Source organism: Sulfurimonas sp. (assembly GCF_041563035.1).
Classification (GTDB): domain Bacteria; phylum Campylobacterota; class Campylobacteria; order Campylobacterales; family Sulfurimonadaceae; genus Sulfurimonas.
Genome location: NZ_JBFFNS010000014.1, coordinates 25,887 through 43,441 on the forward strand (window position 1 = coordinate 25,887; position 17,555 = coordinate 43,441).

Annotated in this window: 19 protein-coding genes; 1 reads left to right on the forward strand and 18 read right to left on the reverse strand. The window is 34.3% G+C overall.

Annotated elements, in window-relative coordinates; all coding sequences use genetic code 11:
- Position 1: 1 nt before the first annotated feature.
- The 14 genes from ABZC13_RS09685 to ABZC13_RS09750 all read right to left on the reverse strand — a co-directional run bounded on the left by ABZC13_RS09685 (position 2) and on the right by ABZC13_RS09750 (position 13,173).
- On the reverse strand, positions 2-1,351 hold the full coding sequence (locus ABZC13_RS09685) for a GNAT family N-acetyltransferase (protein ID WP_373002868.1): 1,350 nt from the start codon (positions 1,349-1,351) through the stop codon (positions 2-4).
- 206 nt (positions 1,352-1,557) lie between these two features.
- A complete protein-coding gene (locus tag ABZC13_RS09690) occupies positions 1,558-2,022 on the reverse strand; it encodes an OsmC family protein (RefSeq protein WP_373002870.1) in 465 nt (154 codons plus the stop codon).
- 4 nt (positions 2,023-2,026) lie between these two features.
- The gene (argH, locus tag ABZC13_RS09695; RefSeq protein ID WP_373002872.1) at positions 2,027-3,406 is read right to left on the reverse strand and encodes an argininosuccinate lyase; all 1,380 of its coding nucleotides are present in this window, start codon (positions 3,404-3,406) and stop codon (positions 2,027-2,029) included.
- Positions 3,407-3,617: 211 nt separating this feature from the next.
- Positions 3,618-3,953, reverse strand: a complete 336-nt coding sequence (locus tag ABZC13_RS09700; protein ID WP_373002874.1) for a cytochrome C — start codon at positions 3,951-3,953, stop codon at positions 3,618-3,620.
- 96 nt (positions 3,954-4,049) lie between these two features.
- Positions 4,050-5,864 (reverse strand): menaquinone biosynthesis decarboxylase, encoded by a 1,815-nt coding sequence (locus ABZC13_RS09705; RefSeq protein WP_373002876.1) that lies wholly within the window; start codon positions 5,862-5,864, stop codon positions 4,050-4,052.
- 23 nt (positions 5,865-5,887) lie between these two features.
- A complete protein-coding gene (hemC, locus tag ABZC13_RS09710; protein ID WP_373002878.1) occupies positions 5,888-6,748 on the reverse strand; it encodes a hydroxymethylbilane synthase in 861 nt (286 codons plus the stop codon).
- Positions 6,749-7,708: a hydroxymethylbilane synthase gene (gene hemC, locus ABZC13_RS09715; protein WP_373002880.1), complete on the reverse strand. Its 960-nt coding sequence runs from the start codon at positions 7,706-7,708 to the stop codon at positions 6,749-6,751.
- A gap of 3 nt (positions 7,709-7,711) precedes the next feature.
- The gene (locus ABZC13_RS09720; RefSeq protein ID WP_373002882.1) at positions 7,712-8,548 is read right to left on the reverse strand and encodes a DsbA family protein; all 837 of its coding nucleotides are present in this window, start codon (positions 8,546-8,548) and stop codon (positions 7,712-7,714) included.
- Entirely contained in the window at positions 8,502-8,951 is a 450-nt protein-coding gene (locus ABZC13_RS09725; RefSeq protein WP_373002884.1) for an FxsA family protein, read from the reverse strand. The genes ABZC13_RS09720 and ABZC13_RS09725 overlap by 47 nt, the downstream gene beginning before the upstream one ends.
- 1 nt (position 8,952) lies before the next feature.
- Positions 8,953-10,257 carry a proline--tRNA ligase gene (proS, locus tag ABZC13_RS09730; RefSeq protein WP_373002886.1) on the reverse strand — a complete coding sequence of 435 codons (1,305 nt, stop codon included), beginning with the start codon at positions 10,255-10,257 and terminating at the stop codon, positions 8,953-8,955.
- Positions 10,254-11,564, reverse strand: a complete 1,311-nt coding sequence (gene hemA / locus ABZC13_RS09735) for a glutamyl-tRNA reductase (RefSeq protein ID WP_373002888.1) — start codon at positions 11,562-11,564, stop codon at positions 10,254-10,256. The genes proS and hemA overlap by 4 nt, the downstream gene beginning before the upstream one ends.
- Positions 11,564-12,451, reverse strand: coding sequence for a polyprenyl synthetase family protein (locus tag ABZC13_RS09740; RefSeq protein WP_373002890.1), 888 nt, complete (start codon positions 12,449-12,451; stop codon positions 11,564-11,566). Before ABZC13_RS09740 ends, hemA begins: the two co-directional genes overlap by 1 nt.
- Positions 12,452-12,461: 10 nt before the next feature.
- Positions 12,462-12,878 (reverse strand): hypothetical protein, encoded by a 417-nt coding sequence (locus ABZC13_RS09745; protein WP_373002892.1) that lies wholly within the window; start codon positions 12,876-12,878, stop codon positions 12,462-12,464.
- 4 nt (positions 12,879-12,882) lie between these two features.
- Positions 12,883-13,173 (reverse strand): DUF2018 family protein, encoded by a 291-nt coding sequence (locus ABZC13_RS09750; RefSeq protein ID WP_373002894.1) that lies wholly within the window; start codon positions 13,171-13,173, stop codon positions 12,883-12,885.
- A 154-nt stretch (positions 13,174-13,327) separates the two neighbouring features.
- Here ABZC13_RS09750 and ABZC13_RS09755 point away from each other — a divergent pair, with 154 nt between their 5' ends.
- Positions 13,328-13,654 (forward strand): PAS domain S-box protein, encoded by a 327-nt coding sequence (locus ABZC13_RS09755; protein WP_373002896.1) that lies wholly within the window; start codon positions 13,328-13,330, stop codon positions 13,652-13,654.
- Positions 13,655-13,658: 4 nt separating this feature from the next.
- Here ABZC13_RS09755 and argB read toward each other — a convergent pair whose 3' ends face one another.
- The 4 genes from argB to ABZC13_RS09775 all read right to left on the reverse strand — a co-directional run bounded on the left by argB (position 13,659) and on the right by ABZC13_RS09775 (position 17,502).
- A complete protein-coding gene (gene argB / locus ABZC13_RS09760; RefSeq protein WP_373002898.1) occupies positions 13,659-14,510 on the reverse strand; it encodes an acetylglutamate kinase in 852 nt (283 codons plus the stop codon).
- The gene (locus tag ABZC13_RS09765) at positions 14,507-15,415 is read right to left on the reverse strand and encodes a tetraacyldisaccharide 4'-kinase (protein ID WP_373002899.1); all 909 of its coding nucleotides are present in this window, start codon (positions 15,413-15,415) and stop codon (positions 14,507-14,509) included. The genes argB and ABZC13_RS09765 overlap by 4 nt, the downstream gene beginning before the upstream one ends.
- A gap of 5 nt (positions 15,416-15,420) precedes the next feature.
- A complete protein-coding gene (locus ABZC13_RS09770; RefSeq protein ID WP_373002901.1) occupies positions 15,421-16,542 on the reverse strand; it encodes a DegT/DnrJ/EryC1/StrS family aminotransferase in 1,122 nt (373 codons plus the stop codon).
- Positions 16,543-16,695: 153 nt separating this feature from the next.
- A complete protein-coding gene (locus ABZC13_RS09775; protein ID WP_373002903.1) occupies positions 16,696-17,502 on the reverse strand; it encodes an NAD+ synthase in 807 nt (268 codons plus the stop codon).
- Between the last annotated feature and the right edge of the window lie 53 nt (positions 17,503-17,555).

Genomic DNA, 17,555 nt, shown 5'->3' on the forward strand with positions numbered 1-17,555 from the left:
ATCAAAGTCCTAATATTTTTCGTGTTTGTGCTGGAGTAGAGATTTCACGTCCAAGCTCATTTGACACTCTTACAACACGCTCTACCAACTCTAGATTTGTTGTTAACTTTGTTCTAGCACTGTCATAATAAATATTATCTTCAAGACCAACACGAACATTTCCACCTGCAATTATTGCGGCCATATTCATCGGTAATTGAAAATCTCCAATCCCAGCAGCAGCCCAAATAGAGTTATCAGGAAGTGATGAGTATATATGATAAAGATCACCTAAAGTAGCAGGTGCCGTATTTAGATTTCCCATAAGTATATTAAAATACTTAATCCCGCTTATAATATTATGACGTTCAAGGTATTTTGCCATATTTATCATGCCGGTATCAAAAACCTCAAGTTCAGGCATGATATTTTTCTCTTTCATCAGTATGCTCAAGCGTTGAACAGTATCAATAGAGTTAACACTAGCACCAGATATAAAGTTAAGTGACCCAAGTGTCAGGCTAGCCATATCAGGTTTAGCATCTCCACTCAGATGCAAAACTTCAGATCGCGCTTCAAAACTAATCCCTCCACGACCAGAAGTAGTAGCACAACATATAAGCTCTGGTCTCTCTCTTCTTAATGTAGAGATTATTATTTCAAAATACTTAGCATCTGACACTGGAACACCATCTTTATCTCTTGCATGAAGATGGACGATACTAGCTCCTGCGTCATAAACTTTTATTGCATCTTCTATAATTTCATTTACTGAGATTGGAACATGAGGAGTAAGTCTTTTTGTAGGTACCATTCCGGTAAGTGCCACATTTATTATAAGTGGTTTATAAGCTGATAGTGGAGCTGGTTCATTTAACTCTATATATTTAAGTTTATCTCTAACTATAATAGCTTTATTATTTATGTACTCTTTTAAATCAAGTTCCAGTCTTGTCCAGATACCAACATCTTTAAGTCCATGGTCAGACTTTTTTTTAGTTGTTCCGGTTTGTACATATCCATAATGTTTTTTATACCAAGTAATAGTCTCTTGCCTATCGGTATATGTTATGACTTTTTTGATTCCGGCTTTAGACATGGCTTCAAGTCTGATATCTTGAAGTTCTTTACCAATACCGGAACCTTGGAACTCCGGATAAACTGCAAGGGATCTTGTCTCTGCCGTATCCTTTGAAAGTAATTGATATCCAGAAACTCCAATGATCTTTCCCATAACTTTTGCTACAAAGAAAAAGTCAAAATCAATTTCCAATGCTTCTGGAGAAGGTATTTTATGAAGATTCCACGGTGCTAAGACATCTATTATCTCAGACCTATTTTCAGGTTTAGCTTTTTCTATTACAAATTCCAAAACAAATCCTTTTATAATCGTAGATTAGTTTAAAACAGACAGCTTATATACAAACATTATATCATATAAAATATTTAAAATATTTTATAACAGTGATTATAAATAAACGGATTATTTTTTGTATCAATTTCTAAAAATTAAAATATATAAAAAGAAGTAATAAAAAGTCTTCCCAAGAGAACTTGGGAATAAAGAAGTTTAGCAGCTTAAGATGGGCAGCTTTCTATTTCACCCATATCTATGTTTGAGCCACCACCAGAAATCATCTGTTCGTTTTCACGGATAAGTTTACCGTTATGTGTGATTGAGTAAGTTATAGCTGTAGTATCACGAATAGTATTAATAGTTGAGCAGTAGGTCTCTAAAGATGCCATAACCCAGCGAGCTGCCATTGTATCATCACCGTCTGAGTTAAAACTATATGTCAGATGCAGCGTATTAAACTTACATGGATGTGATTCATTTCTTACAACTTCTCCATCTACGACCAAGTCTGTAACAGTTTTATCTTGATTCTTTGGAATCAAGACTATATCTGTAGCACTACATGTAATAATTCCTGCTAAAAAATATTCAATAGGAGAGATAACAGGACAATCAATAACAAAACTGCTTTTAGAAGTCTTAGCTTCAAACTTCATTCCATCTTTATGTGAAACACTTACCTTCATAAGCCTACTCCTCTAAAAAGTTTTTAAAATCATTTAACTGCTCTATAGTTCTAACAGTTGCAGTACCACCGGCAGAAGTTCTTGCATTCATAGAATTTTTAAGAACTAAAAACTCTAATACATCTTCGCTTATTCTTGAATCGATCTCGTTAAGGTGTTTGAACTCTATATCACTTAAATCAATTTTCAATTCTTCACTCTTAGCAACAGCATGTCCAGTAATAAAGTGTGCTTCTCTAAAGGGAATACCGCATTTCTCAACTAAATAATCAGCTAAATCAGTAGCGGCTAAATGTCCAACAGAACAGGCTGATTTCATATTATGAGCTTTTACTTCCATGGTCTTTATAGCTTCTTTTAAGATTTCTAGAGATATCTGTGCAGTCTCAACCGCGTCAAAAACACCCTCTTTATCTTCTTGAGTATCTTTGTTGTATGCTAAAGGAAGACCTTTCATTACAGTTAAGAGTCCCATTAGTGATCCATAAACGCGACCAGTTTTACCACGAAGTAGTTCCGGTACATCAGGATTTTTCTTTTGTGGCATAATAGATGAACCTGTGGAGTATTCATCACTTAGCTCTACAAATCCAAACTCATAACTCGACCACATAACAAGCTCTTCTGAAAGTCTTGAAATATGCATCATCATTGTTGAAATATTAAATAGAATCTCTAAAGCAAAATCTCTATCGCTTACCGTATCTAAACAGTTAACACTAACGCTGTCAAAACCTAGAAGCTGTGCTGTCATATCTCTATCTACATTATGTGGAGTGCCTGCTAATGCAGCACAACCAAGAGGAGATACATTGTTTCTCTTGTATGAGTCTTCAAATCTAGCAATGTCACGTTTAAACATAGAAAGATAAGCACCAAGGTGAAAACCAAAGTTAGTTGGTTGAGCATGTTGGAGATGTGTCATACCAGGGATTAGTGTTTCAGTATGTTTTTCTGCAACAACTAAAATCTCTTTCATTAAAAGTTTAAGAGCTTCTACTAAGTCAAGGTTTCTTTTTAAAACCCAGCGACGAAAGTCAACAGCAACTTGATCATTTCTACTTCTAGCAGTATGAAGCTTTTTACCTGCATCCCCTATAATAGCAGTTAAGCGCTTCTCAATCCCCATGTGAAGATCTTCATCACCTATTTTCCATTCAAATTCGCCTGATTCTATTTCACTTAATACCTGGTTTAAACCGTCAGTAATTTGACGAAGTTCTTCAGTAGTTAAAATTTCTTGTTTTGTAAGCATCGCAGCGTGAGCTAGTGAACCTTCAATATCTTCTTTATATAACTTTCTGTCATACATGATTGAAGCGTTAAATTCATCTAATAAACTTGAAGCACTCGCAGAAAAGCGACCTGACCACATTTTATCCATTGGGTATTTCCTTAATTTTATTTCATAAAATGAAGGGAACCATCTTATCTGATAATTACAGTATCGGAAGTATACCCAACAATGGGTACGATGTTTCCACTACCTACATTAACACTAGGTTCTCTTCGGCAGAGTGCCATCGGCACTTGCGCCTCTTAATATTAAAAAGTTTGGTATTTTATCTAAAGTTGTTTAAAGAGGAGTTTACAGATTAATCGCAGGCGGGTACATTACCGCTATCTTTAGCATATTCTACTAAAAACTGTTTAAGATGTTTTGAATCTTTGTAATATTTTTTACTTTCAAAGTAATTCCATGACTTTTCAGCCTTGTTACTTTTCATATGAAGATCAGCCAAAGGTTTTCCCTTTTTCTTCATAAGATTTTTCCAGATTTTAATCTTTTTCTTTGCTATGAATGCTTGTCCAGCTTCATGACATTTAACACATTTTTTAACAAAGACCTTTTGACCTTTGTAGACAGCAGCACTCAATGGAGACAAAGAAAGTATAAAAAAAGTTATAAATAATAGAAAGACTTTATTCATTCATGGGACCTCAAAATTGTTATTTCTCATATTACATTAGAAAATATTATATTAACCTTATAAAAAATAAAAATCACAATTTTGTAATGAAATCAACTATAATTGAAACTCTTTATTCAGCTTCTCATCCAAGTCCCACAAACCTTTTTTCTTTAATTCATCTACCACATTTTGGGTACAATCAACATCATCTGGCCATTCACGTGTAAATCCATCTAAAGAACTCTTATTTGTTCCATCAACTCCAACCATCAATCCTGTAATAAAAACATCTCTTAAGGCATCCATATTATTCGTAACACGCCAAATCAACATATATGGATTGAATATATCATTCTTTTGTTCATCCACAAAAATAACAATTCTGATATTTGTACTTAAATCTATAAGTGCATCAAAATACTCTTTTGCATTTTTAGTCTTATTCAGACTGATTACAGTGACAGGATTTTTAGTACGTCTCATATACTGATGTACACCTGTAGCATCTGGTATTAACTCTTGAATTTTTTCTAAAAGCTCTTCATCACCTAAAAGCTGAGGAGCTTCTACTTTGTAAGCTGCAGTAGCATCTATACCAAGTTTCCCACCAACTAATGTTTCAGGTGAAGAGTGATCAAGTGCATCTAAAATTCCCTCAGATATAAAAAGAGATTTTGGAGTAAATCGATCAAGTATATAAGAAGTCAGCGCTTCATAGTTATCCAATTTTGGAGAGTTTTCATCCAAGAATATTGCATGTTTAACAAAACTCATCTGACCAGCGCCCCAAAAAGCATGCATAAACTGTTTAGCATGCCCTTTATAATGCGGTTGCATCTTGGCAAGTATTAAGTTGTGAAAACCTGCATTTTCAGGCATATGGTAGTCTATAAGATCAGGCACAGTAGTCTTTAAAAGTGGAAAGAATATCTTACCGGTTGCCCAACCCATATACTTATCTTCTAACGGTGGCTTACCAACAACAGTAGCTAAAAATGTTGGTTTTTTTCTAGTAGTTATTGCGCTAACATGCATTACCGGATATGGCTCTTCTAAAGTATAATAACCAGTATGATCACCAAAAGGACCTTCTATTCTCATCTCTTGCGTATCAACCCAACCTTCTATAACATAGTCAACATCAGCAGGAATATGTAGTGGTGTTGTTAAAGATTTAACCAATTTAGCCGGTTCTTTTTTAATAAGACCATACATTAAAAGTTCGTTTACACCGTATGGAAGTGGAGCAGTTGCACACCAAGTATAAAGTGGATCTCCACCTATAGCAACAGAAACAGGCATCTTCTTGCCGGCTTTTTGATATTGGTCGAAAAAATGAGACGAGTCTTTATGAATCTGCCAATGCATACCTAGATGATCTTTGTCATAAACTTGAAGTCTATACATTCCAAGGTTTACCATCTCTCCATCTAAACTTTGTGTATATACCTGACCCATAGTAATAAATGGTCCACCATCTTGTTCCCAAGTAGTTAAAACAGGTAGTTTTGCAAGATCAATGTCTTCATTTAAATATACAACTTCTTGACAAGCACCCTTTCCTTTTAAACGCTTTGGAAAGATATTTTTAAGTGCAAAAAGCTCACTTGCCATTGATATTTTATCCATGAAGCCTGCAGGTGGTTTCATATGAAGCAGTTTAGTTATCTCATCTGCGACAGATTCGATTGTACGTCCAAAAAGAAGTTCACAGCGTTTATATGAACCAAATACATTCATGAAAACAGGCTCATCAAACTTTGTACCACTTTTTTTATCTACAACATTAGTAAATAAAATAGCTTTACCGCCATCTTTTTTCTTTACTTCTGCATATGCTAAGTGAGGAATTTCAAGATAAATATCAAGTTCATCTTCAATAACTTTAAGTTCACCGTTTTTTCTTAATAATTCTATAGTTTTTTTCATATTTATTTATCTTCCATTATTTCTTAAGCATGTGCTAGTATATCCTTAGCACCTCTGTCTATAAATTGTTGTGCCATTTCACGGCCAACACTCTCGTAATTTTCTCTTGACGTAAGTTTAGAATCACTAAGTATACTTGTACCGTCAAGCATACCTAATACTGCTTTTATAATTACATCATTATTTTCTAAAACTGTAGCATTTACACCTACCGGTGCATGACAACCACAATCTAGTGCATCTATAAAATCTCTCTCTATTGTTGTCTCAACTCTGCTGTAATCATCTTCAAGTCCTTTGACTATCTTTAAAACTTCATCATTATCAATAGCTTCTATACCTAAGGCGCCTTGACCCATAGATGGAATCATCTCATAAAGTGAAATTGGATAAATATGTTCAACTTCGTCTAAAAGGCCTAAACGGTTGATTCCAGCAGCTGCTAATATAATGGCATCAAACTCACTATTTTTGAGTTTTTCAATTCTTGTATCAATATTTCCACTCAACTCTTTTATCTTAATATCTGGTCTGATTTTTCCCATTTGCATGCGGCGGAGAGGTGAAGAAGTGCCGACTACTGCACCCTTTGGTAAAGAGTCAATATCTGCATATTTTTGAGATAAAAGAGTGTCTCTAACATCTTCTCTCTCAGTTATTGCGGCTAAAAGTAAGCCTTTAGGAATTTTTATAGGAACGTCTTTTAGTGAGTTAACTGCTATATGAGCTTCACCGTTAAGAATTGATTCTTCTAACTCTTTTGTAGCGATAACATTCAGCTCAATTTCTAAACCAGGATTTTGTTCTTTTAAAATATCTTTAATGTGGTTTGACTGCCATAGTGCAAGTTTTGAGCCTCTTGTCGCAATTATGAGTTTTTTCATTTACAGTCTTTGTGGCATTTCATCTTTAAATGCATTAGCTTCTGCATTTTTTAGTAACTCCATAGCACCATTATCTATCATAAGCTTAGCCATTTCAGATCCAAGACCTTCACATTTATCAAGATTTTTAGTGATTTTTTCATGCATCACATTTGTACCGTCAGGAAAACCGATCATTGTTCTAAATACAACTGTACTACCGTCAATTACCGCATTACAAGCTACAGGAGCAGAGCAACCTGCCCCTATTTTAGATATAAAATCTCTCTCAATTTGTGTACAGATAAATGTTTTTTCATCTTTTAAACTTTCAGCTATCTCCCTTACTTTATCATTTCCAAGAACTATTTCTATACCCAGAGCAGCCTGTCCCATTGGTGGTATCATCATATCAAGCGATAATTTTTGAGTATAAGGAATGTCTTTTAATAAGTCTAATCTATGAAGACCGATGTATGCTAAAATAATTGCGTCGTATTGACCTTCAGATAATTTTCTAAGTCTTGTATTTACATTACCTCTCAAGTCTTTTACCTGTAAGTCTGGTCTTTGTTGCAAAAGCTGCATTCTTCTTCTAAGACTTGTAGTCCCTACAACTGCCCCTTGTGGTAAATCTTCAAGAGTCGCATATTTGTGAGATAAGAAAACATCACTTTGGTCTTGACGCTCAGTAACCGCTACAAGTTCTAAACCCTCAGGAATATATGTTGGCACATCTTTTAAGCTATGTACAGCAATGTCAGCATTTCCAGCTAGCATCTCATCTTCAAGTTCTTTAGTAAAGTGACCTTTACCACCGATAAGTGCTAATGGTTTATCTAAAACTTTGTCCCCATTACTTACGATCTTATTTAACTCAACTGTAATATCTGGGTAGGCTGCTTCAACTCTGTCTTTAATATGATATGCTTGCCACAATGCCAAATCAGAGACTCTAGTCGCTATTACTAATTTTTTCATTCTCTACTTAACCTTTTCGAATTTTCTTTTTGTTTTATCTAATTTATCATCAAAAAACATAGTCGGTGTTCCATTGACCATTAAATTGTTTGCAATATTTAGATCACTGTTAATATGTTCCATAACAGCTTTTGATTTTAAGTCTTCAGGTGTAATATTAGTCTTCATTGTTTTGTTAAATGCTGCTAGTATTTTATTTATATCTTTTTCTCTAGAGTCTACTTCTACAGTATAGAGTTTAAGTACAACGTCTTTTTCACCTTGTAGTTCAGCTGCAACCGCTGCTTTAACTAACTCTACTGCTGCAGGATGGAGTGAAGGAAGAGGAAAGTGATAGTAATATATAGCAAATTTCTTTGGATCTTTTTTCATAGTGTTTATTGCTTTTGGGACAAAGTTTCTACAAAATGGGCATAATGGGTCTGAAAATATTGCCACTCTATGCTCAGCATCTGCATTTCCATAAATAAGATTCTCTTTTTTATAATATTTTAATTCAAATGATGGAGAAACAGATTCTTTTAGAGAAATGCCTGTTTTAACATCGATAAGGTCAGGAGAGATAGTATCTCCATTTGAGAACCATATCATCTTTTGCTTGACATCGCGACTACCTTGCTTAGCTTTTACTGTAGCATCCACACCAACTATATATGCACTCCAGCCTTTTACTTTTTCTAAAACAATGGTCTGTTCAACTTTAACACTTAGTTTAATTATATTTGGGTTACCCTCAAATGATTTTTTTAAAAATTTTTCTACATCTTCATTTGAAGTAGAAGCTTGTAAAAAATTACTTAGTAGTAGAGCTGTCGCTAATAATTTCAACATCAATGACATTTGAATCCTTTTGTATATTTTTTTCTATATTATTTATGTTTTCTTGATTGTGATCTGGTTTATAATTACCTGATTTTATATTATAACGATTAACAAGTATACTTGTAAAAACACTAAACTGCATCAATGCACCTATTATGTCAGTCAAAAAACCTGGTATTATAAGTAAGATTGCACCAATGATCGTAAAAAGATTCAGTCTTTGAAACTCCGTTAGATCAATAGCATGATAAGATACTGCCGTAATGTTATGTAATAGTGTTGTTCTAAAATTCACTAATATTGATATACCTATAAAAGCAGTTAAAACTATCTCAAAAAATGTTCCTAGACCACCAATAGCTGATGAGATATTAACAGAGATAAGAACTTCTAAAAAAAGATATATTACAAAGTAAATCATACTATATCAACTCCATTATTTTTGAATATATATCACCTGTTTTTACTGATATTTTCTCTGTTGTTTTTCTATCATACACTTGAACAAAACCATTTGAGAGTTCTTTTCCGATTATAACAGTATATGGAAAACCTATAAGTTCTGCATCTTTCATCTTAAAGCCAAATCTTTCTTTTCTATCATCAAACATAACTTCAATGTTTTCACCTAAAAGTTTTAGATAAAGTTCTTCGCCAAGTGTCATTTGCTCTTCATCTTTGATGTTTGAAATCATAATATTTACAGTGTACGGAGCTGTCTCTTTTGTCCAGATACAACCATTTTCATCATGATTTTGCTCGATTACAGATGCTACAAGTCTACTTACACCTATCCCGAATGTTGCCATCTCAAATGGCCTTGGCTTACCATTTTCATCACTAAAGTTTGCTTCAAGTGCCGCAGAGTATTTAGTTCCGAGTTGAAAGATATGTCCAACTTCGATACCTTTTTTAAAAGAAAGAGTAGCTCCACAAGAACACTTTTGCTCTAACTCTAACTCTCTCAACTCTTCATAAGATTTCTCATTATAAGCGTCTACTTCTTCTTCACTTTCAAAGATAGTTTCAATATTAGCACCATAGTCACACGATTCACAGACAACAAGAGTATCTTCACCGCTGTTTGCTAAAACATGAAACTCTTTACTTCCTGTTCCGCCAATTGCCCCACTGTCTGCTTCAACTACTCTAAAATCAAGTCCAAGTCTAGTAAAGATCTTTTTGTAAGTCTCCTCCATAAGATCAAACTCTCTAACCATGTCTTCCTCAGATGCATGAAAAGAATATCCGTCTTTCATCAAAAATTCACGACCACGTAAAAGTCCATATCTAGGTCTTGCTTCATCACGGAATTTAGTATTTATCTGATATAAATTCAAAGGTAAGTCTTTGTAAGAAGTGACTCTATTTTTCACTAACTCAACTATTGCTTCTTCATTTGTTGGGCTGAGTACAAAATCATTTTGATGTCTATCTTGGATGCGAAGCATCTCTTTTCCCATTGTTTCAGCACGACCACTTCTGTCCCATAGACTTATAGGTGTCACAAAGCTAAGTTGTACTTCGTTACAACCTGCTTTATCTAACTCTTCTTTTACTATTGTTCTGATTTTTTCTAGTACAATTTTTCCCAATGGCATAAAGTTATAAAGACCAGCACCTTGTTGGTTTATAAATCCACCTCTTACTAAAAACTGGTGAGATGGCAGGGTTGCATCTGATGGCACTTCTTTTGTTGTTGGTATAAAGGCGCGACTTCTTCTCATTTACTTCCTTTTTGTGCTATGTTTAGAGCATGTTCACATTTATATTTATCTGGCATTTCAACATTTTTATTATCATTTTTAATTAAAAATTGCAATGCTCCTGTTATCATATCCGACTTTGACTCTTCAGATACACTTCTCATTTTCGTAGTCATATCATGTAAAAAGCGTTTCATTACCTGCTCACCCATTTTATGAACTTCTGCTTCATACTCTTTTGGAATATATCCGTTTTTAATAACTCTTTCACTCTCTATTTTTGCAGCTTCAAAAGCTTTTGCATAAATATCTTTGATCATAGGTTCTATATTTAAAGTATCTAACCATTCAAAAAATGCTACAGTACTTCTACCAATAATTGTATGAGCTTTTCTGGCCTCATCTTCTCTAAGACCTTTATTTTCATCAACGATTGTCTTTAAGTCATCTATTTGGTAAAGGTTTATACGCTCACCCTTATGATATATTATATCTCTTGGAATTGCTAAATCAAACCAGTATCGATCAAAATCACACGACTTAATAATATCATCAGTAATAATAGGAACAGGGGACGATGTAGCAGTAAATAAAATCTCAAACTCATTTATAATATGAGGAAGTTGATCAAAGTCTAAAACTTTTGCTCCACACTCATCTGCCAAAGTAAATGCTTTATCTTTTGTTCTGTTCATTATATAAACATCTGCACCGTTTGAGACCATATGCTTTGCTGTAATCTCAGACATCTCACCAACTCCGATGATAAGTGCTTTTTTACCTTCAACACTATCTAAAACAGACTTTAATTTTGCTACCGCTACACTTGCGATTGAAACAGGTTTAGAAGAGATATCAGTTGCATTTCTAACTTTCGCAGCACACTTAAAAGCATTGTGCATAGCACGTGCCAGTTTTTGACCACAGTGACCGTTATCATATGAAAACCTAAACGCATCTTTAAGTTGTCCTGCAATCTGAGTCTCACCTATGACCATAGAGTCAAGTGAAGATGCAACAGTAAATAGGTGATGAATAGCACTGCTATCATCAAATATGTCAGCACGACCTTCAAGTTCTTCTATAGAAATTCCGGCACGAGCTGTTAACTTATCAAAAATATGTTGAGTTGCTGCGACAATATCACTACAACTACAAAATATCTCCATTCTGTTACAAGTAGATATAAGAATAGTCTCGTTTATAGCTTCACTTTCATTTAGTTTTGTTAGACATCCATTAATATGTTCATCATCAGGATATGACAACTTTTCTCTAATTTCCATAGTAGAATTTTTATGTGAAAAACTTATATTTAGATAGTGCATTAGTAACTTCTTTTAATCATAGTTTGTAATATATCAATGAGTTCTTGGTCATCTTTTACAGCAAGCATTGCTTCATGAGATAGCTTTTTGGCGAGTTCAAATGAGTTTTCGACACTTTTATGTTCTTGCATTTTTTGCTTTATCCAAAGAGCTTCATCTTCATCTATATGCTTCGCGTGTGAACTTTTTAGTCTTTCTTTATCTTCATCATTTAAAACTTTGTAGAGATAGATATAAGGAAGCGTACATTTACCTTCTACAAAGTCATTCATAGCAGGTTTACCAAGTGTATCTGAGTCAGCAGTAATGTCTAGTATATCATCAATAATTTGAAACGATAGACCTAGATTTCTTCCATAAACACCATACATGTTTGCGTCTTTACCGGCTAGTAGTGCAGATGCGTAGGCCGCTGCTTCGATAAGAGTAGCAGTTTTTAAATAAAGCATATCAAGATATTTATCTTCATCTTCGTTAAACTCGTCTGCCATCTTCACATCTTGCATCTCACCCTTAGAGAGTGCTGTTACAGAGGCTGCTATCACTTTTGCAATATCTTTGTCAAACTCAACAAGCTCTGTAAAAGCTTTTGAATAAAGAATGTCTCCTAACATTACAGCTGTTTTACTGCCATCTGTTGCATTAACAGAAGCTACACCTCTTCTTGTCACTGCCTCATCGATTACATCATCATGAAGTAGACTTGCTCCATGTATCAGCTCAACTATAGCCGCTAATAGTGGAGCTTTTTCATGTTGGGGAGCAATCTTTAAAATCAGTTTTGCTCTAAGTCTTTTACCACCAGAGAGCATATTAAAGAGACGAGTTACCTCGTCATAATCAACTTCTTCTATCAATCTTGCTATTTCACGCTCAACTCTTTGCATCCAGACCTCTCTAACTATTCTTCAAATGTTTTACACTGACTTCTGTATCTTTATCAAACAAGAACAGCTCAAAGACTGCTTCTCCTGTTTCATATTTAAACTCTTTAAATTTAACTAGCATATAAGCCGGATTAAAATGACCAGCACCTCTAGGTCTAAGTTCTAGCCTGAAAGTACGGTTTTTTTCTCTTAAATAAAGTATATTTTGCGCAACTATTCTATCGTATGAACGATGGATAACCAATCCACCGTTTTGATAGAGTGTCCAGCTAAATTTAAAGAGTTTTGTGATGTCGCCGTATTTTACAAGAATTTTCTTTTGTTCATCCTTTTTTAGAGAGATTGTTGTTACATCTCTGTATTCATCTCCTAAAACTACACCGTAACTAAGTGCTAAAATGACAAAAACTTGTAAAAACAGCTTCATTTATTTATTCACTTTTTGAAACTATTTCACCCATCAGTTCGATGCTTAAACTCTTAGTCTTACTCTCAACTATTTCACGATTCTCTATCATAAAGATATCGATCTCTCTACCATAGTCTTCACCAAGTTTTTCTTCTAAAACCAGTTCTAAAGCGGCTCTTCTTTTCATGAAATTTTCTAAATCAAATCTAACAACATCATTGTTGGCATTAAAAATTATATCCATCAATTTACTAGTTGGTGAACCTAAAAACACATCATCTTCATCTTCAAATAGTGCACTATATTTTGACATTTAATTATTCCTTAGTTTTATTTATATATTTCGTGATTATACACTTCATTTATTAATTATTACTTGAGATAGTTCAAGAGGCTATCTTGTTTTAAGGAATATACAGATTTTAGCTATAATTTTAATTATAAAATCCCAAAAGGACAGGCAAATAATGTCAAATAAAAATGTCTTCGCAGTATCATTAGATGCAGGAGCGATTATATTAGATTTTAATCATACAGCTTCAGATGTAAGCGGATATACAAAAAAAGAAGTTCTAGGCAAAAATTGGTTTGAAATATTTATTCCGGATAGTAATTTAGTAGAAGTTTTAGAAGTGTTTAGCGACCTCTTCCATGGTCAAAGTTCTCATTGGGAGTTTACAAATGATATCAGGTGTAAAGATGGTTCCACAAAGACTATCAAATGGGTCAATAGTATAGTAAAAGATGAGAAAAATAGACCTACACAGATTCACTCTCTGGGAGAGGTAGTCTAGATAATCACTTGATTATCTGAGTACCTACACCTTCTGATGTGAAAAGTTCAAGCAACATGGAGTGTTCCAATCTACCGTCAATAATATGAGCCTTATTTACTCCGCCATCAATAGCTTCTAAACATGCGTCTACCTTCGGTACCATACCACCATGAATGGTTCCATCAGCTTTTAGTGCGTCAACTTCATCTCTTGTAAGAGTAGCTAAAAGTTCTTTTTCATTGTTTAGAACACCTGGAGTATCCGTTAAGAAAATAATTTTATTTGCACCTATAGCCTTTGCAACATATGATGCACAAAGATCTGCATTAATATTAAAGCCTGGATGACCCATCTCTTCACCGGCTGCTATCGGAGCAATAACCGGTACAAATTTATCAGCAATAAGCTTGGCCACTACATCAGGTTTTACTGAATCAATATTCCCAGTTAATCCCCACTTTGCAAAATCTTTTGCTTTTGCTGTTATGAAGTGTGCATCTTTACCGCTGACACCTATAGCTTTTGCACCATGAGAATTAAGAAGTGAAACTATCTCTTTGTTTATCTCACCACTAAGGATCATCTCTGCAATACGCATAACTTCTTTAGTAGTAACTCTCTGTCCATCTATGAACTTTGTCTCAATATTTAGAGCATCCAGCATCTCTGTTATCTTTGAGCCTCCACCATGAACAATAACAGGCTTAATACCAACAAGATACATAAGTAAGATGTCTTCTGCAAACTTCTCTTTTAACTGAGCAGAAGTCTGAGCCGAACCGCCATACTTAATAACAACAATCTCATTTCTAAACTCTTTAATAAACGGTAATGCGTCAAGCAGCGTTTTTACTGTTTCAATCTTCTTTTTCAATCTTTGCCCCTATAATTATCAATTCTGCTAAATACTTTTTCATCAACCTGCACATCCAAATCAAGTAACGATATTGGTAGGTTAAAAGATTCTACTTTTACAAAATCTTTGTAAGTAAGTAAAAGTGAATCTGAATTATCTTTTTTTAAAATCTCTTCTAACTCTATTTTAGTAAATGCGTGATGATCTTCAAAATAATTTTTGCTTACAACTTCTGGCAAGAACTCTTCCAATCTTGATGGTCTTGCAATGGCTGTTACTAGTGACATTTTATCACTTTTATTTTTAAGTTCCACCACTCTGCTGAAATCTTTTTCTTCTTCAAGCACTATTGCTTCTTTGTGAGCCCAAAGTCGCTCTCTAAAAGCTCCAGAAGGAAGACATCTATTGTTCTTAGTTTTTACATCTATAAGCAGGTCTAGTTTTTTGATATCATGTTTGGAGTAGGCATCATCTAAAAAGATAATTTTAGCGCCCATCTCTTTAGCTTTTTTAATTCCTGTCGGTCTATCTTCGCTAACTATGACTATGGCATTTGAGAGTTTATGAGCGTATATCATAGCTTCATCACCACTAATAGTTACATCACATAAAATATTTTCTTTATCTTTTACAACATAAAGCCCGCTGCTACTGCGCCCATAACCGCGTAGAACTACAGCAGCATCTTCATATCTGGATGCAAGAGCGGTGACCAATGGTGTCTTACCGCTTCCACCAACACTTAGGTTTCCAACACATACTATGTCTATATCAAAATCAATTGGGGTTTTACTTTTAAAGCGGACAAACATGCCTGAGCAATATATCCAGCTAACAGGAAGGAGTAAAAAAGAGAGAAGTTTTTGAAGAAAATTTGGGTTATAGAAATACTCCTCTACCCAAAATACTAAACTCTTTTTCAATGTTATTAAACTCTTGTTTTAGCTATTTGTTTAACTTTCTCACAAACAAATTTCACTTCTTTATCATCCATAGCAGGATATATCGGAAGAGATAGAACCTGCTGATAGCATTGTAGTGCTTTAGGATAGTTATTGATTTTCAATGAATATTTTGATTTATAATAAGTTAAAAGATGTAGTGGAATATAATGTAATCCACACTCAACTCCAACTTTTTTAAGTTCAAGTGCAAAAGAGTCACGGTTTTTATCTACTTTAACAATGTACAAAGAAAATGGATGCTCATCATTACTCATATCCGGAATAGTTATATGGTCAGTTCCATTTAAAGCGTCGCTGTACATTTTTGCTATCTCTTGATGTCTTTTGATATTTTCATCTTGCTTTACAATTTGTGCTCTAATATAAGCGGCATTTAACTCACCTAAAGAGTAGTCATTACCAATATCTACTACATCATAAATATATTCTAATGAGTCTTCATCACGCTCTATAGCATGATTACTTAAAAGTCTTGCCCGTTCAATAATCTCGGCATTATCTGTAACAAGCATACCACCGCTACATACATTTTTCTTTAAATGAGGTGAGAAGTTAAAACAAGTGATATCCCCACCTGTAGAACCTATCTTTTGATCTTTATATGTTGCACCCAATGCTTCACAAGCATCTTCAACAATCTTAACATCATAAATTTTAGCGATTGAGTATAATCTTTCTAAGTCAACTGTAATTCCAGCCAAGTGAGTAACGATAACAGCCTTTAATTTTTTTGACTGATTATCTTCTAAGTAAGCCTCTAAAAGGTCTAGATTGATATTATAAGTATTTGGTTCAATATCTATAAAAACAGGTTCTGCATCAAAGTGACGAACAACTTCAGGTACGTTAGGATAAGCATTCACTGAACATACTACTTTATCACCACGTTTAAGGTCAAGGGCTAGCATCGCAAGATGAAGCGCTGAAGTACCGTGAGAAGTTGCTAGGGCATATTCTGCTCCAACATATGAAGCAAATTCCTCTTCTAACTGAGCTACTTGATTTAAATCTTCTGCATCTAAAACATCTGCTACATTACTGTGTTCTTCTCGTCCACTTTCATATTTACAAAACGGTATTTTCATATTTAGTCCTTAATTTTACTTCATAAAATGAAGGAAAACCCTCATCTGTCTTTATTACGGTATCAGAAATATACCCACAAGGGATACGATGTTTCCGATACCTACGCTAACGCTTGGTTTACCTCGTCGGTAATATTATTTCACTAGTGTGATTTATAAGGTTATATCTCTAGGATAGTTGAAATCATGGTTTATAGTTCTAGATGTAAGCTTTGCAATAATCGGCATCTTTCGCTTAAAATGGTTGCGAAAAATTCTTCCTACTATCATATCCAGCATCTGAGAGTCTATCCCTTTTTCAACTATCTCTTTTTTACTCAATCTATCTTCTACATACAGTTTCAAAGCTTCGTCAAGCTGCGCATATGTATAACCTAAATCATCTTCATCACTCTGTCCGTCCCATAAATCAGCGGACGGGGCTTTATCTATAATACTTCTTGTCACACCTAAATAATCTGCCAACTCGTATACTTCACTTTTATATAAGTCGCCTATCGGGTTTACTGCACTAGAGAGATCTCCATAAAGAGTTCCATAACCCAACATAAGCTCACTCTTATTACTAGTTCCTAAAACTAAAGCATTTTCTCTTGCTGAAATATCAAACAAAGTTGACATTCTCATGCGAGAAGAGAAGTTGCCTTTTCTTAAGTTGCCCATATCTGGGTTCAACTCTTCATATGCACGTAACATTGGCTCGATAGATGCAGTTATTGATCTCATTGAAAAATCTCTACAAAGTGCATCTGCATCATCGAGTGAACTCTGTGAAGAGTATTGTGAAGGCATTTTCACACATAATAGATCATCTTTAAAGGTTTTATGAGCTAAAACAGCAACAACTGCAGAATCTAATCCGCCACTCAAACCAACAACAACCTTTTTTATTCCAGTTTTTCGAACTTCATCGTCCAAAAACCGTTGTAGATAGTCTGATATTTGTGCGTATTTACTCATATTTTTTAGCGAACCTTTAAAAATCTTTAACAAAAAATATTATATCAAAGTTT